Source organism: Cystobacter fuscus, from assembly GCF_002305875.1.
GTDB lineage: Bacteria > Myxococcota > Myxococcia > Myxococcales > Myxococcaceae > Cystobacter > Cystobacter fuscus_A.
In genome coordinates this window covers 2,163,445-2,183,589 of the sequence record NZ_CP022098.1, presented here as the reverse complement: position 1 = coordinate 2,183,589, position 20,145 = coordinate 2,163,445, and the positions used below count along the sequence as shown (strand labels likewise).

Here is a 20,145-nt window from a genome sequence, read left to right as displayed (position 1 = left end):
GCCGCCAGGGTGCTCCCCACTACACCCGCTCGGCCGAGGGAGTCTCCTCGGAGTTCAGGGCGGTCTGGAAGTTGTACTCCTCGACGAAGGACGTCACGCGCGAGGCCACGATGCGCATGTGGTCCGCGGCCTCGTCGCTCGTGCGCAGACTCGTCATCGTCTGATCCATGATCTTCGTGAGGTCATTCACCGCCTGGAAGATCTGCCCGATGCCCTGGTTCTGCTGGGTGACGGCCGCGGAGATCTGCCGCACGGAGTTCACGTTGTCGCGCACGATGCCCGACAGCTGCTTGATGTTGTCGCCGAAGGAGCGCAGCTGCTGCACGCTGCCCTGCACCTTGCCCGAGCCGCTCTCCGTCATGTCGGCCGTGGTGCGGATGGACTCGCTCAGGTCCTGCAGGATGTTCTGCACGTTGTAGGTGGCCTTGACGGACTGGTCCGCCAGGCTGCGGATCTCCCGCGCCACCACACTGAAGCCCTTGCCGTGCTCGCCCGAGCGCACCGCCTCGATGGCGGCGTTGAGCGCCAGCATGGTGGAGCGGTCCGCCAGGCTCTTCACCGTGGTGGTGATGTTGGCGATCTGCTGCGCCCGCTCATCCAGCGAGCGGATGCTCTGCGCCATCTGGATCACCTGCTGCTGGATTTCATGCATGCCCGAGAGGCTCTGCTCGAGCGCCGCCTCGCCCGCGCGGCCGATCTGATCCGCGCGCTCGGCCTGCTGCAGCACGTCCTCCGCCTTCTGGGCGGCGACCATCGACGTCTGACGGATCTCCTGGGCGGTGACCTGGGTCTCCTGCAGCGCCGCGGCCTGGATGGAGAGCGCCTCGGTCTGCTCCTTGTGCGAGCTGTTGAGCCGTCCGGCCGAGTCGCCCAGCGTCTGCGCCGAGTCGCTGAGCGACGAGGAGAAGGTGCGCAAGCGCTCGAACGCGGAGGCGGTGGCCATGGACAGATCTCCCACCTCGTCGGTGGAGACCCAGAAGGGCAGCATCGGCTTGCCCGACGCGATGGAGCCGATGGACTTCTGCACGGCGCCCGAGCCCGCGCTCTGGTGGCGCGCGATCTCCCAGGCGCACCACGCCGCGGAGAAGGTCATGAAGCCACCGACGCCCACGATGGGAATGATGAGCGAGTCCAGGATGCCGGCCACCTGCGTCTGCACGAACGAGAGGAGCGTCGGAGCGATATCCGCCAGCTCCGCGAACATCTTGTCGTAACCACTGGCGCTCTGCTTCGAGATGATCATCCCCGTCACCGTCAGCGTGGCGAACACGAAGATGGCGAAGCAGTAGGGCAGGAACCATCTCTGCTTGGGCCACAGGAAGCCGCGCTCGTCGTCGATGCGCAGCTGCGGGTACTTGTGCAGTTCCTCGATGGCATGGGGCCGCAGCACGCGCTCCATGCGCAGCGCCATGCGGATGCCGACGACCATCGCCAGCAGGCCGAAGGCGAGCATCGACTGGGGGATGATCCACGGATTCAGGCTGTACTTCACCACGGGCCAGGTGGCCCACGTGATACAGGAGCCCTGGTAGGCCAGCATCACGCCGATCTCGATCTTTCGCGGGGCCTTGAGGATGCGCCGCAGACGCTCACCCGGCAGATCCTCGGGCCGCGGGGTCACGGCGCTCGTCACGAAGTAACGAATCAAGAAGAACGTGATGACGTTGCCGAAAATGGGCGTGTTGCACGTCGCGTTGATGAGGAAGACCTTCAGGGCCAGTTTGGACTCCAGGCCCATCACCAACGTGAGCAGGTAGGCCACCGGCACCAGCGCGGTCAACATCGCGAACTGCTGCTCCAGGTAGCAACGCCAGACCAGACGCTTCAACTCAGGCTTGTTCATCGCGTTTTCATCCTAGCACCGTTTTTTCCCGCGCCGCTGTTTCGCACCTCGGATCATTCCGGGGAGGGGAGAGCCGGGCCTCCTCGGGCGGAGGGCAGGAGAGGAGCCTGTGAGGTTCCTCGTTCCCGACCCGATTCGACAGGAAGGGTCACACCCGACGGCCAGGCGCCGCGGGCCCCCCGGGTGGCCTACTTCATGAGGTAGCCGCCGTTGACCCCCAGCGTCTGCCCGGTCACCCACCGGGCGTCCTCCGAGGCGAGGAACGCGACCGAGCCGCCGATGTCCTCGGGGCGGCCCACCTTGTCCAGCAGCGTCTGCGACGCGATGGTGCGCCGGACCTTGAGGGGCACGTCGCTCACCATGTCCGTGGCCACCAGGCCGATGATGAGCGCGTTGACCGTGATGCCCCGCGGGGCGAGCTCGATGGCCGCGGTGCGGGTGAGCGACTCGACGGCGGCCTTGGTGGCCGCGTACATGCCATCCCAGGCGATGTTCTTGTGCGCGCTCACGGACGAGAAGTTGATGATGCGCCCCCGGTCCGACATGAGGCGCCCCGCCAGGCGGCAGCCCACGATGAGCCCCCAGATGTTGACCTCCACGAGCCGTTGGAAGAGCGCCCGATCGAGGGTGTCCAGGGACGCGGGGGCCTGCGCCGCCGCGTTGTTGACCAGGATGTCCACGGCCCCGAAGCGCTGGCGGGTGGTGTCGAAGAGCGCCTGCATCTGCGCCTCGTCCGCCACGTCCGCGCGGCAGGAGAGGGCCTCGCCCCCCGCGGCCTGGATGGAGCGCACCACGTCCTCGGCCGCCTGCGCGCTCTGGGCGTAGTTGACCACGACCCTGGCGCCCTCGGCCGCCAGCCTCCGTGCGACCGCGGCACCGATGCCGCGGGAGCTTCCCGTGACGATGGCCACCTTCTGATCGAGCCTGGGCATGCGCTTGATGTTCCTCTTGATGTGAATCTTTCCGTGAAGGCTATCCCGAGCCACGGGCGAGCGCAGCCATTCACACCAGCAGCGAAACATCCTTCACCCGAGTGGAGGGGAAGCGTGCGCGGCACACGAGTACCCTCTCGGATTCTCATATATCGTCCGGTACCGAATGGTCCGGCGAGTCTGACCAATCGACAAGGGGGAAGTAGATGAAGCCCAACACGCATAGGTTCGGACAGGCTGTGATCATCGGAGGAAGCATCGCGGGGCTGTTGAGCGCCCGGGTGCTGGCGGATCACTTCGACAAGGTGCTCGTCCTGGAGCGCGAGCCATTTCCCGAGGGGCCCGAGGCGCGCAAGAGCACGCCCCAGGGGCGCCACATCCACGCGGTGCTGGAGGCCGGGCTCAAGACCATGGAGGGGCTGTTCCCGGGCTTGCGGCGGGAGTTGGAGACGGGGGGGGTCGAGTTCATCGACATGGCCCGGGACGCCGCCTGGCTCCAGTCGGGAAGCTGGAAGGCGCGCTACGAGGGAGACATCGAGACCATCCTCGTGTCGCGGCCCTTCCTCGAGTGGAAGATCCGCGGCCGCGTCGCCGCGCTGCCCAACGTGGAGCTGCGCACGGGGTACTGCGTCGAGGATCTGGTGTTGGACGCCTCGCGCACCCGCGTCGTGGGCGTGAAGGTGAAGGGCCCGGAGGGAGAGCAGGAGATTCCAGGCGCGCTCATCGTGGACACCAGCGGCCGGGGCTCCCGGGCGCCGCAGTGGTTGGAGGCGCTGGGCTTCGGCCAGGTGGAGCAGGATCAGGTACGCATCGACCTGGGCTACACGAGCCGCCTCTACGAGCGCCCCCCGGGCTTCGACGCGTGGAAGATCCTCGTGCTCAATGGCAAGGCGCCCGAGAGCCAGCGCTCGGGCTTCATCTCCAACGTGGAGGGAGGGCGGTGGATCGTCAGCCTCAACGGCTACTTCGGCGACCACGCGCCCACCGACGACGCGGGCTTCCTGGAGTTCGCGCGCGGCCTGCCCACGCCGGCCATCTACGAGTACATCCGCGACGCCCGGCCGCTCACCGCGCCCGTGCTGCACAAGATTCCGTCGAGCCGGTGGCTGCACTACGAGCGGCTGGCCCGGAGGCCCGAGGGGTTCGTGCTGCTGGGGGACGCGGTGTGCGCCCTCAACCCCGTCTTCGGCCAGGGCATGACGGTGGGTGCCCTGGGAGCGAAGTTCCTCGGCGAGTGCATCGCCCGGGCGAAGGTCTCGCCGGAGGGCCTGCCCCTGGAGGTGGCGCGGCCCTTCCAGAAGAAGCTCGCCGGGCTCATCGGGCTGTGCTGGACGCTCACCACCACCATGGACCTGGCGCACCCGCGGGCCGAGGGCAAGCGCCCCATCGGCTTGAAGTTCCTCCAGTGGTCCTTCCAGAACATGATCGACCTGACGTCCCAGCACGCCGCGTCGTGCCGGACCTTCTACGAGGCGCTCCACCTGCGCAAGGGAATCCTGGGGCTGCTGCAGCCCGGCTTCCTCGGGGCGCTGCTGGTGTACAACCTCAAGAGTTTCTTCGTGCCGAGGCACCAGCGGGCCAACCTGGACCGGATGCCGGCCCGGCCGGGTCCCAGCCCGAGCCCGGGCCTGGGGCGGGTGGACGCCGCCGCCTGAGCCGATGGGGCGCCCAGCCATTTGGAGGACCCGGGAGGCGGTTGTAGAACCCTCCCCGACCCGGCCGTCCCCCATCTGGGAGCCCCATCACATGAAGCCTGATTCCGCTGGCCCCGCCGCGACAGAGTCCCTCCAGCCCGCCACCGACTTCCAGCCCTACATTCCCGCCGAGCAGATGGACGTGGCGGAGTTCACGCCCAAGGCCATCATCATCGGGGTGTTCTTCGGCATCATCTTCGGCGCCGCCACGGTGTACCTGGCGCTCAAGGCGGGTCTGACGGTCTCGGCGTCCATCCCCATCGCGGTGCTCGCCATCTCCCTGCTCAAGAAGCTGGGAGGCTCGACGATCCTCGAGAACAACGTGGTGCAGACCATCGGCTCGGCGGGCGAGTCCATCGCCGCGGGCGTGGTGTTCACCCTGCCCGGCTTCCTCTTCCTGAGCCCCGCGAGCCAGGGCGCGAGCTTCTTCGAGTACTGGACCATCTTCACGCTGGCGCTGCTGGGCGGCGTGCTGGGCACGCTGATGATGGTGCCCCTGCGCCGCTCGCTCATCGTCAAGGAGCACGCCAACCTGCCCTACCCGGAAGGGACGGCGTGCGCGTCGGTGCTCATCGCGGGCGAGAAGGGTGGCGATCTGGCGAAGATCGCCTTCCAGGGCGTGGGCTTCGCGTTCGTGTACGCGCTCTTGCAGAAGATCGTGAAGCTCATCGCCGAGACGCCGGCGCTGGTGACGAAGCAGACCAACCGGTTCTTCCCCTCGGCCACGCTCAACGGCGACATCACGCCGGAGTACCTGGGCGTGGGCTACATCGTCGGACCGAAGATCGCCGGCGTGCTCGTGGCCGGTGGCGTGCTCGCGTGGCTGGGCCTCATCCCGCTCCTGGCCACCCTGGTGCCGGCGGACACCATCGCGGCGCAGCTCGTGAAGCTCGGCTACCTGCAGAGCCTCACCACGGCGGGAGGCGCGGGCGGGTGGGATCCGGCGACGCACACCTTCCGCGACACCGCGAGGGCCATCTACAGCGCGTACGTGCGGCAGATTGGCGCGGGCGCGGTGGCGGCGGGCGGCTTCATCACGCTGCTCAAGACGCTGCCCACCATCGTGACGGCCTTCCAGGAGAGCCTCTCGTCGTTCAAGGAAGGGGCCGGGGCGGCCGTGAGGAAGCGCACCGAGAATGATCTGCCCATCACCGTGGTGCTCGTGGGCAGCGTGGGCCTCATCCTGGTGATGGCCGTGCTGCCCTTCCTGCCGGGCAGCGTGTTCGGCCGGCTGATGCTGGGCATCCTCATCGTGGTGTTCGGGTTCTTCTTCGTGACGGTGGCCTCGCGCATCGTGGGCATCATCGGCTCGTCGTCCAACCCCATCTCCGGCATGACGATCGCCACGCTGATGGCCACCTGCCTCATCTTCATCGGCATTGGCTGGACGGGGGACGTCTACCAGCCCATGGCGCTGTGCGTGGGCGGCATGGTGTGCATCGCGGCGGCGAACGCGGGCGCCACGTCGCAAGACTTGAAGACGGGCTACCTGGTGGGCGCCACCCCGCGCGCGCAGCAGATTGGCCTGATGATTGGCGCGGTGGCGGCGGCGATCGTCATCGGACTCACCATGAAGGTGCTGGACACGCCCTCCGCGGCGCTGCGCGCCCAGGGCGTGGAGCACGTGATCGGCACGGACGCGTACCCCGCCCCGCAGGGCACGCTCATGGCCACGCTCATCAAGGGCCTCCTGTCCTTCAACCTGGACTGGCAGTTCGTGCTCGTGGGCGTCTTCCTGTCGGTGACGATGGAGCTGTGCGGCGTGAAGTCGCTGTCCTTCGCCGTGGGCGCCTACCTGCCCCTGTCCACCACCGCGCCCATCTTCGTGGGCGGCGCCATCAAGGGGCTGTCCGACTTCGTGGCCCAGCGCAAGGGCGAGCACGTGGAGGAGTCCGAGCTGGGCCCCGGCAACCTCTTCTCCACGGGCCTGGTGGCCGGTGGCGCGCTCGCGGGCGTGGTCGTCGCCATGCTGTCCGTGTCCGACAGCGTCAGCAGCGCCATCTCCCATCTGTCGCTGGAGCACGCCCTCACCAACGTCCTGGGCGCGGGGGGCTACCAGTTGCTCGGCGTGTTCGCCTTCGCCTTCATGAGCTTCGTGCTCTACCGCGTCTCGCGCCGCCCCTCGCGGGTGTGACGCACCGCATCCCCCACTCCGCCTGGTGGACGAAGCGTGTGCTTGTCACCAGTGCGGGGGCATTCCCGGCGGATTTTTGAAGGGTGCAGGACGATCGTCGGCCCGCCCGCATGAAGAAGGAGCGGGCACTGCACACCTTTGTCACCGAAACGGCGAAGCGCTGTCCGCATCACTCCATCTATGTGGAGAAGGACATCGCGAAACCGGAACGGTTCCGGGGGAGGCGACCATGGCCATGACCGTGACGAAGCAGGCGGAAGAACGAGAGGGACAGAACCGAGCCCTCGAGGCACGGGAGCGCCGCAACAAGGCGCGGCAAGCGGTGGCGCGGAGCATGTCGGGCCGATCGCTCGTCGAGCTGTCCCTGGACGAAGCCCGGGAGAGCGTCCTGGAGGATGACCGGGAGCGTCGTTTCCTCACCGCGCTGCAGCAAGTGGAGACGGAGCTGGGGGTGGCGCCCTCGGAGATGGTGGAGGATGAAACGGGCTTCTACGGCCTCTTCGTCACCCCCATGCCCGCCCTGCTCGCCCGGCGCCGGGCCAGCCGCATCGAGGCGCGGGAGGCGTGGGATCAACGCCTGAGCATCGAGTGCTACGGACTCGCCGGCAGTCTGGTGGCCACGGGCAAGGTGCCCCGCGAGGCCGTCGGCACACCGACGCTGCACTGAAGTCCTTGGACCCTAGCCGCCCGCGGCCAGCACGCGCGCGAGCGGCCCCAGGGCGGCGGCGAAGACGTCCGGGTGCGTCAACAGCGACAGCACGAGGAAGGCACCTCCCCGGAAGTCATAGAAGTATCCCGGCTGCACGCTCACCCCCTCGTCCAGCAGGGCCAGACACGTGGCCTCCTCACCGGGCTCCAGGGGGATGCGCAACACGGCGCTCCAGCCGCCCTGGGCGGGCACCACGTCCCAGGACGCGCCCGACGGCCGGGCCTCGAGCAACCGGCGCCGGTTCTCCTTCACCCGCGCGAGCACCGCGCCCTGGAAACGAGGCGCGTGGGCCAGCCACTCCGGCAGGCTGAGCTGCACGGGCGTGTTCACCGGCAGGTACGTGTCCGCCACCAGCTCCAGACGCGCCAGGGCCTCGTCCCGCGCCGCCTCGGGTCCCCCCACGTGCATCCACGCGAGCTTGAGGCCCGGCAGGCCCGCGACCTTCGACAGCCCCGACAGGCTGAAGGTGGGCATCGGCAGCGCCCGCCCGGCCACCGAGCCCACCCGCCCCGGCTCCGCGTCCCAGGCGAAGTCGGAGAAGACCTCGTCGGACACGAGCGCCAGCCCGGCCCGCGCGCACAGGGCGCCGAGCGCCTCCAGCTCGCCCTCGCGCAGGTAGTGGCCCGTGGGGTTGCCGGGATTCACCACGAGCACCGCCCGCGTGCGCGCGTCACGCGCGGCGTCCACCGCGTCCACGTCCAGGCCGAAGCCATGCACGCGGGGCAGGCGATAGGTGCGCGTCTGGACGCCCTCCAGCCGCGCGAGGTACTCGAAGAGCGGGTAGCTGGGCGCGGGGACGAGCACGTTGTCCCCCGGCTCGCACAGCAGCTTGAAGAGCCAGCCGTAGGCCTCGCTCGTGCTCGCCGAGAGGACGAGGTGCTCGGGGCGGAGCGCCCTCCCCCGCGTGCCCAGGAAGCCCGCCACCGCCTCGCGGGCGGAGAAAAGGCCCAGGGACTCGGGGGCGTAGCGCAGGGCCTCGGGGTGGGCCAGCGGCGCGGGCGCTGGCAGGGGCAGCTCCACGCGGGTGGGGTTGGTCTCCGTGAGGTCCATCACCGGCAGTCCCCGGGCGCGGCGGCTGGCGAGCGCCAGGGCCAGGGCGTTCCACGTCCGCGCGAACCCCGTGCGCGCGGAGAAGGGACTCACAGGCCCGTCTGCAGCATGGCGTTGGCCACGCGCCGGATGAGCTCGCGGCGGATCTCCTTGCGGCAGTGGTCGATCGCCTTGGGGTGGGGCTTGGGCAGTGTCCCCTCGCGCGAGCGGAGGGCGGTGCGCAACACCAGTTCGACCTTGGATGGCTCGAGGTGGAAGAGCCGGGCTCCCTCCTTCTGCAGGAAGTAGGAGAGACCGCGCGTATCGAGGAGCTTGGAGAGGTATCGCCTGGAGTCAGCGAGGAGCGAGAGGTCGATGATGTCGGCCATTCGCCGAGGTTTCTCACCCGGATCGAAACATGCGTCCATTTCGCGGCCGGACGGTGCGAAAATTTGATCTCCGGCGCGCGTGCGAAACGCGGCGGAGGCCGATTTATCGGGCTCGCGCGCGATCCATCCCGAGCAGTGGGGCGAGTGCCGCACGGAACGCCGCGTGACGGCGTACCGGCTGCAACAGGTAGGGAACAGGGCCGAGGACACGGACGCCGTGGCGCTCGGCGATGAGCGCCGCGTTGTCGCGCTCGGAGGGGTCGCGCGTGGGGGAGCTCCGCGACAGCAGCACCGCCGCGACAGGGATGTTGCGCGCGGCGAGGGCCTCGAGGGACAGGGCCGTATGGTTGAGCGTGCCCAGGCCCGCGCGGGCGACGAGCAGCACGGGCAGGCCGAGCGTGGAGATGAGATCGATGACGTCGTGGGAGGAGTCGAGCGGGACGAAGAGGCCGCCGGCGCCCTCGACGACCACGGCCCCCTGCCCCACCCGCTCCCAGGCGGCGAGGGTGACGCCCCAGTCGGGCTCGCGGCCGAGGCGGCGCGCGGCGATGCCCGGGGCCAGGGGCGCGCGGAAGCGGTGGGGGCAGACGAGGTCCAGGGGCAGGTCGCTGCGCGCGGCCTCGCGCAGGCTCAACGCGTCCGCGGGGGCGCGCAAGGAGGCACACCCGCTCTCGTAGGGCTTGAAGCCCTGGGGAGACAGCCCCGCGTCGGCCATCAGGGACAGCAGGGCACGGGAGGCCTGGGTCTTGCCCACGCCGGTGTCCGTGCCCGTGACGAAGAAGCGGGGGGCCGGGGGAAGCGCACGTCGACGGGCCAAGGGGCCTCCTTCTAGAGGTTGAGGGCGCGCAGGGCGGCGAGCGCCAGGTCGATCTGGCCCTCGGTATGCGCGGCGGACAGACAGAAGCGCAAGCGGCTGGTGCCCTCGGGGACGGTGGGCGGGCGGATGGCCTTGACGAGCAGGCCCCGGGAGCGCAGCGCCTGGGACGCCGCGACGGCGCGCTCGGGCTCGCCCACGATGACGGGGAAGACGGCGCTGCGGGGCTCCACGGCGAAGCCGAGCGCGCGCAGCCCCGTGGAGAAGCGGTGGATGTTGCGCCACAGCCGGGCACGCAGCGCGTCATCGCGCTCGACGATGTCCACGGCGGCCTCGGCCGCGGCGCACAGGGCGGCGGGCAGCGCGGTGGAATAGACGAGGGGCCGGGCGCGCTGGAGCACGAAGTCCACCACCGGGCGGGACGCGGCGATGTACGCGCCCAGCCCGCCGAGCGACTTGCTCAACGTGCCCATGCGCACGTCCACGGACCCTTCCAGGCCCAGCGCCTCGCACAGCCCGGCGCCGCGCTCGCCGAGCACGCCCGTGGCATGCGCCTCGTCGACGAGGAGCGCCGCGCCATGGGCCTGGCACACCTGGACGATGTCGTGCAGGGGGGCGAGGTCTCCGTCCATGGAGAACACGGTGTCGGTGACGACGAGCCGGCGACGCGCGGGGGTGGAGACCAGGGCGCGCTCCAGCGCCTCGACGTCCGAGTGGGGGTAGACGACCGTGCGGGCGCGCGACAGCCGGCAGCCGTCGATGAGGGAGGCGTGGTTGAGGGCGTCGGAGAAGACGACGTCCCCGGGGCCCACGAGCGCCTGGAGGGTGCCCACGTTGGCCGCGTAGCCCGAGTTGAACAGGAGCACGGCCTCGGCGCGTTCGAAGGCGGCGAGCCGGGCCTCCAGCCGCTGGTGCGCGGAGGTGTCGCCCACCACGAGCCGACTCGCGCCGGAGCCCACGCCATACACCTCGAGCGCGGCGGCGGCCGCGGCGCGCACGGTGGGCGACGCGGCCAGGCCCAGGTAGTCGTTGGAGGCGAAGTTGACGAGCGTCTCGCCGCCCAGGCGCACGAGCGGCCCCTGGGCGGAGTCGAGCGGCTCCAGATAGCGGCGCAGCCCTCGGGCCTTCAGGGCCTCGAGCCCCTCCTCGGCCCACGCGGTGGCCACGCCTCCCGCGCGCGCGCTCACCGGGACGTGTCCGGTTCCAGCGGCCGGATGCCCGCCTTCTCCAGCAGGGCCATGTCCTGGGCGTACTCGGGGTTGCCCGTGGTGAGCAGCTTGTCGCCGAAGAAGATGGAGTTGGCGCCCGCGAGCATGCAGAGCAGCTGCGCCTCCTCGTTCATCTGCTTGCGGCCCGCGGACAGGCGCACCATGGACAGGGGCATGAGCAGGCGCGCCGTGGCGATGGTGCGCACCATCTCCACCGACTCCACCGGCTTCTGGTTCTCCAGGGGCGTGCCCTTCACCGCCACCAGCGCGTTGATGGGCACCGACTCCGGGTGCACCTCCTGGTTGGCCAGCGTGAGCAACAGCCCGCAGCGGTCCTCCACGCTCTCGCCCAGGCCGATGATGCCGCCCGAGCACACGGAGATGCCCGCCCTGCGCACGCGCTCGAGCGTGCGCAGCCGATCGTCATACGTGCGCGTGGTGATGATGTCCTCGTAGTGCTCGGCCGAGGTGTCCAGGTTGTGGTTGTAGGCGGACAGGCCCGCCTCGCGCAGCCGCACGGCCTGGCTCTCGGAGAGCATGCCCAGCGTGGCGCACGCCTCCATGCCGAGCGCCTTCACGCCCTTCACCATCTCCAGGACGCTGTCGAACTGGGGACCGTCCTTCACCTCGCGCCAGGCCGCGCCCATGCAGAAGCGCGTGGCGCCCGCGGCCCGCGCCTGGGCGGCGGAGGCGAGCACGGCCTCCACCGGCATGAGCTTCTCGGCCTTCACCCCCGTGTGGTGGCGCGCCGCCTGGGGGCAGTAGCCGCAGTCCTCGGGACAGCCGCCCGTCTTGATGGACAAGAGCGAGCACAACTGCACCTTGTTGTCCTGGAAGACGGCCCGGTGGACGGTCTGCGCCTTGTGGATGAGCTCCAGGAGCGGCAGCGCGTAGAGGGCCCGCACCTCGGGCAGCGTCCAGTCATGGCGGACGGTGACTCCGGGAGGCGGCGTGGCGAAGTGGGCGTGGCCGTGGAACGAGTCGTCGGAAGGGGCGTGGGCGGACATGGGCTCCTCGGAAGAGCGCCGAACGTCGTGGATGGCCCCATCGTTGTCAACCACGCGGAACGCCCGGGTTGACAACCCCCGGGCGTGCCGAAAATCACTGGGATATCAGGGACTTACAGGGGTCATCCCCCCGAAGGCCCGCTGAATCAGGCGTGGATTCTGCGTCCGCGGCCCGCCCAGCCCGCCAGGAACAACACGACGATGGAGCCAATCACCGACATGATGAGACCCGAGGGCTGCAGGTCCAGCACGCTCCGACCCGGCGAGAACAGCGCGCCGATGAAGCCACCCACGAACGAGCCCACGATACCCAGCAACATCGTCGCGATGACACCCATGGACTGGCGGCCCGGAACCAGAGCACGCGCGATCAGACCCGCCACCAGACCCACCACGATGAACCAAATGATGCTCATCTGTTCTCTCCTCAGATCGGGCACCGCCCCGTGCGGCCCCAGTGGTCTGCAACTTGGGGACCCCCTCCCCGGAGCACAACTTGATCCGGCGGATTCCGATGAATCGCCACGCCTCCCTGCCCGCTCTCCTTCCATCCAGGAAATGAAGTGGGGCGGCGTGGGACGGGTGCGCTAGAGAACAATCTCCATGGCGAAGGCGAAGACGCATTACGCGTGTCAGGCGTGCGGGTACCAGTCGGCGAAGTGGTTGGGCAAATGCCCTGACTGCGGCGCGTGGAGCTCGCTGGTGGAGGAGACCGAGACGAAGGTGGACGAGAAGCGCCCGGCCTGGGGCGCCTCGGGCGGAGCCTCCAAGCCGGTGCGGCTGCGCGAGGTGAGCGGCGAGCAGGAGCAGCGCCGGCACACGGGCATCGCCGAGTTCGACCGGGTCCTCGGTGGCGGAGTGGTGGACGGCTCTCTGGTGCTGCTCGGCGGCGACCCCGGCATCGGCAAGTCCACGCTGCTGCTCGCCGCGTTGGATCGGCTGGGCCACGCGGGCCCGGTGCTCTACGTGTCGGGCGAGGAGTCGCTGCGGCAGACGAAGATGCGCGCCGAGCGCCTGCGGGTGGAGGGCGAGGCCATCCACCTCTTCGCGGAGACGGACGCGGACCGGGTGCTCTCGGTGGCCGAGTCGCTCAAGCCCCGGGCGCTGGTGGTGGACTCCATCCAGACCATGTACCTGCCGGAGCTGGGCAGCGCGCCGGGGAGCATCTCCCAGGTGCGCGAGGTGGCCGGGCGCTTCATGGCCTACGCCAAGCGCAGCGGCGTGCCCACCTTCCTCGTGGGCCACGTGACGAAGGAGGGCTCCATCGCGGGCCCGCGCGTGCTCGAGCACATGGTGGACACCGTCCTCTACTTCGAGGGCGAGCGCGGCCACCCCTTCCGGATTCTGCGGGCGCACAAGAACCGCTTCGGCTCGACGAACGAGATTGGCGTCTTCGAGATGAAGGGCGCGGGGCTGGTGGAGGTGGCCGACCCCTCGGCGCTCTTCCTCGCCGAGCGCCCGGCGGGCAAGGCGGGCAGCGTGGTGACGTGCACGCTCAATGGCACGCGCCCCCTGCTGGTGGAGGTGCAGGCGCTGGTGGCGCCCACCGGCTACGGCACCGCGCGGCGCACGGCCATCGGCGTGGATGGCAACCGCGTGGCCCTGCTCGCCGCGGTGTTGGAGAAGAAGGAGGACATTCCACTGGTGGGCTGCGACCTCTTCGTCAACGTGGCCGGCGGCATGCAGTTGTCCGAGCCGGCATGTGACCTGGCGGTGTGCGCGGCCCTGGTGAGCAGCCTGCAGAACCGGCCACTGGAGGCGCATACCCTGGTGCTCGGCGAGGTGGGACTCGCGGGCGAGGTGCGCGCGGTGGGCCAGGTGGAGCCGCGACTCGCCGAGGCGGCGAAGATGGGCTTCCAGCGCGCCGTCATTCCCAAGGGCAGCGCCCGGCGGCTCGAGGACTCCAAGCTGGAGGTGGTGGGCGTGGAGACGCTGTCCGAGGCGCTCGGCGCCATGTTCGACTGAGCGGGTCCCTCCCCCACGAACGACGACCGGCCCCGCGCCGCGTCCCCCTCATCGGAGGACCGCGCGAGGCCGGTGCGGATGAGCCGCTCGAGGAGCGGGAATCAGCCGCCGATGTTCTTGAGGACGGACATGCCCATCTCGTGCAGCTGCTTCATCATCTGCGTGATGAACTGGTTGAGCTCCTGCTCCTTCTGCATCTTCATCTGGGCCTCCAGGAAGGGCTTCATCTCGGCGGGAGCGGTCGCGAGCATCTGGTTCTGGGCAGCGCTCAGACCGCCCATGGCACCCTGGGTCGAATTCACGATAGAGGACAGAGAGGACATGTGATTTTCCTTGGGCCCGCTCGGGGCCGAAGCTGGGGTTCGAATCCAACTGCTTGATAAATTGGTTATCGATTCTTGAGAGTCGGAGTTTCCTCCCAGATTTTCGGAACCATTTCCGAGCGAATTCGGAGCACCCCCAGGGAGCCCTCCACGCCCAGCCGGTCATCTGGCCAGAGAGAAAGAGAGGCGGGGTGCATGACCCGCGCGGCAATCGTGCACCCCTCTGCGTCGCGCCGAGGAGGCCGACTCAGCCCGCCTTGCGAATCTTCTCCGCCGACGGCACCACCTTGAGGAAGCTCACTGGCATCTTGTCCACCAGCCGCTCGGTGTACTGGGTGAACAGGCGATAGAGCACCGGCAGCAACACCAGCGTCAGCACGCACGCGGAAATGGTCCCCGCCACGATCACCACCGCCAGCGGCTTCTGCGTCTCCGAGCCAATGCCCCGGCTCAAGCACGCCGGCACCAGGCCCAGCGCCGCCAGCGACGCCGTCATCAGCACCGGCCGCAGGCGCTCCATCGCGCCGTTGAGGATGGCGGACTCCAGCGGCTCGCCCGCCTCGCGCCGCTCGGCGATGGCCGACATCACCAGCACCCCGTTGAGCGCCGCCTGGCCGATGAGCGCGATGAAGCCCACCGCCGCCGCCACCGACAGCGGCATGCCCGCGAGGAACAGGCCGAAGACGCCCCCGATCAGCGCGAAGGGCACGTTCAGCAGCGTGATGACCGCGCGGCCAAACGAGTTGAACGCCTTGAAGAGCAGCAGCAGCGTCAGCACGAGCGCCACCGGCACCACCGTCAGCAGCCGGTGCATCGCGCGCTCCTTGCTCTCGAACTCGCCACCCCACTCGATGCCCACACCCTGGGGCAGGGGCACTTCCCTGGCCACCTTCGCGCGAGCCTCCTCCACGAACGAGCCCATGTCGCGCCCACGCACGTTCATGCGGATGCCGATGTAACGCCGGCCATTCTCGCGATTGATGGACGCGCGGCCCTGGCCGTTGCCCACCTGGGCCAGCGCCTCGAGCGGCACCGTCACTCCACCGTCCACCGGAACGCGCAGCTTGCGGATCTTCTCCACGTCGTCGCGGCTGGAGGAGGGCAGACGCATGACGACGTCGAAGCGCCGCTCACCGTCCCAGAACTCGCTCACCGGCTGGCCGCTGAGCGCCGTCTGCAGCACGTGCTGGAACTCGCCCATGTCCATGCCGTAGCGCGCGAGCGCCACCCGGTCCGGCGTCACCTGCACCTGCAACACCGCCGCGCTCTTCACCAGGCCCAGGTCCGCCACACCCTCCACATGGGAGATGCTGTTCTTCACCTTCTCCGCCAATTCCTGCAGCGCCGCCAGGTCGTCACCGAAGAGCTTCACGGCGATCTGTCCCTGCTGGCCGGAGATGCTCTCGTTGACGTTGTCGCCGATGGGCTGGCTGAAGTTCACCTCCAGGCCGGGGATGCCGTCGATGGGCCTCTTGAGCGCGTCCATCACCTCGTCGAGCGTGGGCGTCTCCTTGGGCCACTCGTGCGGCGGCTTGAGCTTGACGAAGAACTCCAGGTTGTTGGCCAGCTTGGCGTCCGTGCCGTCCTCGGGGCGGCCCAGGGCGGAGAGCACCTGCTCCACCTGCGGCGCCTGCTCGATGAGGTGGGTGATGCGCGGCACCAGCTTGCGGCCCTCGGTGAGCGAGACATTGGGGGGCAGGCTGAAGGTCATGTAGATGCTGCCCTCGTTGAGCGCGGGGAGGAACTCGCTGCCCAGCCGCGGCACCATCACCCCCGCCACCAACAGGCCCGCCGTGGCCACGCCCAGCACCAGCGCGGGCCGCTTCAGGGCGAACCTCAGCGTGGGGCCGTAGGCGCGCTCGGCCAGCTTCAGCACCGGGCTCTCCTTGTGCCTGGCCCCCTTGCGATAGACGAACGAGGCGAGCACCGGCACCAGCGTCACCGAGAAGACGAGCGCGCCCACCAGCGCCGCCACCACCGTGTTGGCCATGGGGCTGAAGATGCGCCCCTCCACCCGCTCCAGCATGAAGATGGGCAGATAGGCCGCGATGATGATGAGCATGGAGAACACCGTGGGCCGCACCACCTGGGAGGTGGCCTGGCGGATGCGCTCCTCCACCGGCACCTCCTCGCCCGGCGCCCCGTGGCCCTGCCCGTGGCCCAGCGCCAGCTTGAGCAGGATGCTCTCGATGATGACCACGCCGCCGTCCACGATGACGCCGAAGTCCACCGCGCCCAGCGACAACAGGTTGGCGGACATGCCTCGCATCTTCAGGTAGATGAACGAGCTGAGCAGCGAGAGGGGAATCAGCGTCCCCACCACCAGCGCCGCCCTCAGGTCCAACAGGAAGATGAAGAGGACGAGCGTCACCACGATGCCGCCCTCGAGCAGGTTGTGGCCCACCGTCTTGAGGGTGGTGTTCACCAGGTCCGTGCGATCATAGAACGGCTCCACCTTCGCCCCGTCCTGCTCCAGGCGGTGGTTGATCTCCCCCACCGAGTCGCGCAGGCGCGCGAGCACATCGGAGGGATTCTCCCCGCGGCGCATCAGCACGATGCCCTCCACGGAGTCGAGGTTGGTGCCACGGCTCACCACGCCCTGGCGCGGGGCCCAGCCGTCCGCCACCTCCGCCACGTCCTTGATGAAGACGGGCGTGCCGTCATGCGTGGCCACGCGCACGTCGCGGATGTCGTCCAGCGTGGAGAAGAGGCCCTGGCTGCGGATGACGAGCTGCTCGGCGCCGCGCTCCAGGACTCCGCCCGAGGCGTTCTTGCTGCCGCCCTGGAGGGCCTTCTCCAGATCGTCCAGCGTCAGGCCGAAGGAGGCCAGACGCGCCGGGTCCGGCTGCACGTGCACCTCGCGCAGCAGGCCACCGATGGACACCACGTCCGCCACGCCGTTCACCCGCAGCATCATCGGGCGCACCACCCAGTCCTGCAGGGTGCGCAGCTTCATGGGATCCCCCTTCGCGCCGCTGAGCGTGTAGCGGTACACCTCGCCAATGGGCGTGGCGTAGGGCCCCAGCTCCGGGGTGATGCCCTCGGGCAGCTCCGCTTCACGCAACCGCTCCAGCACCTGCTGGCGCGCCATCAGTCCGTCCACCCCGTCGTTGAAGGTGAGGGTGACGAAGGACAGCCCGAAGAGCGACAGGTTGCGCAGCCGGTTCAGACCCGGAGTGCCATTGAGCGCGCGCTCCAGCGGCAGGCCAATCTGCCGCTCCACCTCTTCCGAGGGCTGGCCGGGAAAGAGGGTAATCACCTGCACCTGCGTGTCCGTGGGATCCGGAAAGGCCTCCACGGTGAGGCCCTGGAAGCTCACCCAGCCCCAGATGGCCACCAGCACCGAGAAGAAGAGGACCGCGGCCCGGTTCTTGAGTGAGAAGTCTACGAGTTTGTCGAACATGGATGCGTCTCCGGTCCGCGGCTAGTCCGCCAGCTCGATGGTGTTCTCCAGCAGCAGCGCGCCGCGGGCGACGTAGCGGCTGCCCGTCTCCAACCCGGCGCGCAGTTCGACCTCGCCGTCCCGGCGGCGGCCCGTCATCACCGCCACGCGCTCCAGCCGTCCGGCCTCCCGCGCCACGAAGACGACCGAGCGCGCCCCGTCCGTCACCACGGCGCTGGCCGGCACGCGCACGCGCCTCACGTCCGCGGGCGCCTCGGGCGTCACCTCCATGAAGGCGTTGGGGCGCAGCACCCGATCCTCGTTCACCACCCGCACCCGCACCTCCACCGTGCGCCGCCGCGGGTCCACCACCTCCGAGACACGCTCCACCATGCCACGCCGCTCCACTCCACCCGACTGCGTGCGGACGATGGCCGGCTGGCCCTCGCGCAGGTCCGAGGCGTCCGACTCCTGCATGTCCGCGATGACCAGCACCTCGCTCAGGTCCGAGATGCGCGCGAGCGGCTTGTCGCGCTCCGGCGTCACCTCCTGGTTGGACACCACGTCCAGCTCCACCACCGTGCCCGCGCGCGGCGCCGTCACCCAGAAGAGGTTGTCGCCCTCGGCGGACACCGAGAGGCTGGCGCGCTTGGCCCGAGCCGCCTCCAGGGCCAGCCTCGCCTGGCGCAGCTCGGCCTCGGCGGCCAGCAGCTCCTTCTCCGGCGCGGCCTGCAGGTTCACCAGCTCGCGCAGCCGGTCCGCCACGCGCTGCTTGTCCGCCACCTCCGTCTCGGCGCTCTTCTGCTCGCGATCCAGGTCCGCGTAGGCCGCCGAGCGCACGGAGAAGAGCCGGTCTCCCGCCTTCACCCGGTCACCGATGCGCACGCGCACCTGATCCACCCGGCCCGCCAGGGGCGCGCCCATGGAGGCGGTGCGGCGCTCGTCCAGCTCCACGCGGCCGGGCGCGGGCAGCGGCGCGAGCGCGGATGCCTCCGCGGCCACCGCGAGCTCGATGTACTGCCACTGCGGCCCCTCCGGGGGCAGTTGCACGCTCTCGCCCTTGACGACGGGACCGGACACGGGCGTGGGCTCGGCCTCGGCGTTCGAGGGGCGGCCGAGCACCAGGCCCACGGAGACGGCGGCGCCCACGCCGAGACCGGCGGCGGCGAGCCAGAAGGGACGGCGGGGAGAACGGGAGGAGGATGCGGTCATGGAAGACTCCGAAGGGGAAAAGGGGTGGGGAAGGAGGTCAGAAGTGCTCGCCGAGCTCCGGCGGCGGCTTGGGACCGGCCGAGCGCACGCGGTCCAGGTCCAGCGAGAGGCGGAAGGCGGAGAGGTCGATGTCGGCGGCATCCAGCAGGAGCTGGCCGTAGGTGCGCCGGGCGAGGAGCAGGTCCTGCAGCGAGGCCCCTCCGGCCTTCACCGCCGCCTCCAGCCGCTGCACCAGCGAGGAGGCCAGGGGCAGCGTCTGCTGGCGCACGCGCTCGCGCCGGGCCGCCACCGCGTCGCGCTGGGTGGTGAGGGATTGGGTGTCGCGCTCGGCCTGGGCGGTGAGCTGCACGCGGGCCCGCGCGGAGGCCTCGGCCTGGGCGCTCGCGGCGAGCGCGTCCGCCTGACCATGATCGAACACGGGCAGGGGAAAGGACAGGCTGACACCCAGTGAGTCGCGCTGGTTGCCGGAGATGAGGAACTGGTCGCGCAGGTAGCCCACACGCACGGTGGGATCCGGAATCCAGCGCCGCCGGGCGAGCGTGAGCGAGGATTGAGCGCCGCGCCGCTGGGCCTCCAGCGAGAGCAGATCGGGCCGCTGTTCCACCTCGGAGGGCGGGAGCGGACGCGACAGGCGCGAGGAGAGGAATTGGCTCGCGACCTCGCGACCGCCGAAGGGCGAGCAGGACAACCCCACCGTCTGTGAGCACGCTAGGAGCGCCGCGGCCAGCCGGCTGTGCTCCTCGACGAGCTGTCCCTGGAGCTGCGTCTCCTCCAGCGTGGCCCGGTCCACGTCCAGGCCCGCGGTGTCGCCCCGCTGCGCCCGGACGCGTTGCAGCTCCGTCAGCCGCGTGGCGTCCTCGGCCAGACGCTCCAGCTCGGCCAGACGCACCTCGGAGGTGGCCACCTCCGCCGCGCGCTCCAGCACGTCATAGGTGCGCTCGCGCAGGTCGGACTGCACCTCGAGCGCGGTGGAGGCCAGGGCCGCCCGGGCCGCATCGCCACGGGGGCCGCGCTTGCCCAACTCGATGAGCTCCGAGATGCCCACCCCCGCGTTGGGCACCTGCGTCAGCCGATTCAGCCCCGGCGGGTTGGTGGGCCCCACCGCGATGGTTCCGACGGAGAGATCCATCTCGGGATTGGGGAGCTGGCGCGCGCGCACCACCTCGGCGCGAGCGGCGGCGAGGCGGGCACGGGCGGTGGCGAACTCGGGCGAGTGCGCCCACAGCAGCGAGGCCAGGCCCTTCTCGTCGGGCAGCGAGGCGAGCGACAGGGAGGCGGACGAGGCGGCGGACGCTGATGTGGCGGTGGGGGAGTCGGGCTGGGCGAGGGCGGGGGGGGCCCCGAGCACCAGACAGGAGACGAGCAGCAGTGGAACACGACGCACGAAAGGGACTCCCGGTGGGGTTCGGAGGAGTCCCTGGGCAAGCCGCGTGCCCGCGCCACTTCCAGTGATTCCGAGGGGTTGGGCCAAGGAGTCACTGCAAGGATCTTGAAGTGCCGGCCG

At 69.9% G+C, this 20,145-nt stretch carries 16 protein-coding genes; 4 read left to right on the top strand and 12 right to left on the bottom strand.

Annotated features, from left to right (window positions below; all coding sequences use genetic code 11):
* Positions 1-19 precede the first annotated feature (19 nt).
* Both CYFUS_RS09170 and CYFUS_RS09165 read right to left on the bottom strand, forming a co-directional pair.
* Positions 20-1,843: a methyl-accepting chemotaxis protein gene (locus CYFUS_RS09170; protein ID WP_095984878.1), complete on the bottom strand. Its 1,824-nt coding sequence runs from the start codon at positions 1,841-1,843 to the stop codon at positions 20-22.
* A 188-nt stretch (positions 1,844-2,031) separates the two neighbouring features.
* Entirely contained in the window at positions 2,032-2,775 is a 744-nt protein-coding gene (locus CYFUS_RS09165; RefSeq protein WP_157758348.1) for an SDR family NAD(P)-dependent oxidoreductase, read from the bottom strand.
* Between the two features lie 206 nt (positions 2,776-2,981).
* On the opposite strand from CYFUS_RS09165, the gene CYFUS_RS09160 reads away from it, so the two are divergent.
* From CYFUS_RS09160 to CYFUS_RS09150, 3 genes are all read left to right on the top strand, one after another.
* Positions 2,982-4,430, top strand: coding sequence for an NAD(P)/FAD-dependent oxidoreductase (locus CYFUS_RS09160; protein WP_232537462.1), 1,449 nt, complete (start codon positions 2,982-2,984; stop codon positions 4,428-4,430).
* 91 nt (positions 4,431-4,521) lie between these two features.
* On the top strand, positions 4,522-6,603 hold the full coding sequence (locus CYFUS_RS09155; protein ID WP_095984875.1) for an OPT family oligopeptide transporter: 2,082 nt from the start codon (positions 4,522-4,524) through the stop codon (positions 6,601-6,603).
* A 229-nt stretch (positions 6,604-6,832) separates the two neighbouring features.
* Positions 6,833-7,270, top strand: coding sequence for a hypothetical protein (locus CYFUS_RS09150; RefSeq protein WP_095984874.1), 438 nt, complete (start codon positions 6,833-6,835; stop codon positions 7,268-7,270).
* A 12-nt stretch (positions 7,271-7,282) separates the two neighbouring features.
* Here the strand turns inward: CYFUS_RS09150 and CYFUS_RS09145 are convergent, their stop codons facing one another.
* From CYFUS_RS09145 to CYFUS_RS09120, 6 genes are all read right to left on the bottom strand, one after another.
* Entirely contained in the window at positions 7,283-8,455 is a 1,173-nt protein-coding gene (locus CYFUS_RS09145) for a pyridoxal phosphate-dependent aminotransferase (protein ID WP_095984873.1), read from the bottom strand.
* Positions 8,452-8,730, bottom strand: coding sequence for a hypothetical protein (locus tag CYFUS_RS09140; RefSeq protein WP_095984872.1), 279 nt, complete (start codon positions 8,728-8,730; stop codon positions 8,452-8,454). Before CYFUS_RS09140 ends, CYFUS_RS09145 begins: the two co-directional genes overlap by 4 nt.
* A gap of 103 nt (positions 8,731-8,833) precedes the next feature.
* Positions 8,834-9,547 carry a dethiobiotin synthase gene (gene bioD / locus CYFUS_RS09135; protein ID WP_095984871.1) on the bottom strand — a complete coding sequence of 238 codons (714 nt, stop codon included), beginning with the start codon at positions 9,545-9,547 and terminating at the stop codon, positions 8,834-8,836.
* Positions 9,548-9,558: 11 nt separating this feature from the next.
* The gene (bioF, locus tag CYFUS_RS09130) at positions 9,559-10,731 is read right to left on the bottom strand and encodes an 8-amino-7-oxononanoate synthase (RefSeq protein ID WP_095984870.1); all 1,173 of its coding nucleotides are present in this window, start codon (positions 10,729-10,731) and stop codon (positions 9,559-9,561) included.
* A complete protein-coding gene (gene bioB, locus CYFUS_RS09125) occupies positions 10,728-11,759 on the bottom strand; it encodes a biotin synthase BioB (protein ID WP_095984869.1) in 1,032 nt (343 codons plus the stop codon). Before bioB ends, bioF begins: the two co-directional genes overlap by 4 nt.
* Positions 11,760-11,905: 146 nt before the next feature.
* Positions 11,906-12,175 (bottom strand): GlsB/YeaQ/YmgE family stress response membrane protein, encoded by a 270-nt coding sequence (locus tag CYFUS_RS09120; RefSeq protein ID WP_095984868.1) that lies wholly within the window; start codon positions 12,173-12,175, stop codon positions 11,906-11,908.
* A 187-nt stretch (positions 12,176-12,362) separates the two neighbouring features.
* On the opposite strand from CYFUS_RS09120, the gene radA reads away from it, so the two are divergent.
* Complete coding sequence (radA, locus tag CYFUS_RS09115) at positions 12,363-13,724, top strand: DNA repair protein RadA (RefSeq protein WP_095984867.1); 1,362 nt, start codon at positions 12,363-12,365, stop codon at positions 13,722-13,724.
* 101 nt (positions 13,725-13,825) lie between these two features.
* Here the strand turns inward: radA and CYFUS_RS09110 are convergent, their stop codons facing one another.
* The 4 genes from CYFUS_RS09110 to CYFUS_RS09095 all read right to left on the bottom strand — a co-directional run bounded on the left by CYFUS_RS09110 (position 13,826) and on the right by CYFUS_RS09095 (position 20,025).
* On the bottom strand, positions 13,826-14,047 hold the full coding sequence (locus CYFUS_RS09110; RefSeq protein WP_095984866.1) for a hypothetical protein: 222 nt from the start codon (positions 14,045-14,047) through the stop codon (positions 13,826-13,828).
* 247 nt (positions 14,048-14,294) lie between these two features.
* Entirely contained in the window at positions 14,295-17,450 is a 3,156-nt protein-coding gene (locus CYFUS_RS09105; protein WP_095984865.1) for an efflux RND transporter permease subunit, read from the bottom strand.
* 21 nt (positions 17,451-17,471) lie between these two features.
* Positions 17,472-18,641 carry an efflux RND transporter periplasmic adaptor subunit gene (locus CYFUS_RS09100; RefSeq protein ID WP_095984864.1) on the bottom strand — a complete coding sequence of 390 codons (1,170 nt, stop codon included), beginning with the start codon at positions 18,639-18,641 and terminating at the stop codon, positions 17,472-17,474.
* Positions 18,642-18,678: 37 nt separating this feature from the next.
* Entirely contained in the window at positions 18,679-20,025 is a 1,347-nt protein-coding gene (locus CYFUS_RS09095; protein WP_095984863.1) for a TolC family protein, read from the bottom strand.
* Between the last annotated feature and the right edge of the window lie 120 nt (positions 20,026-20,145).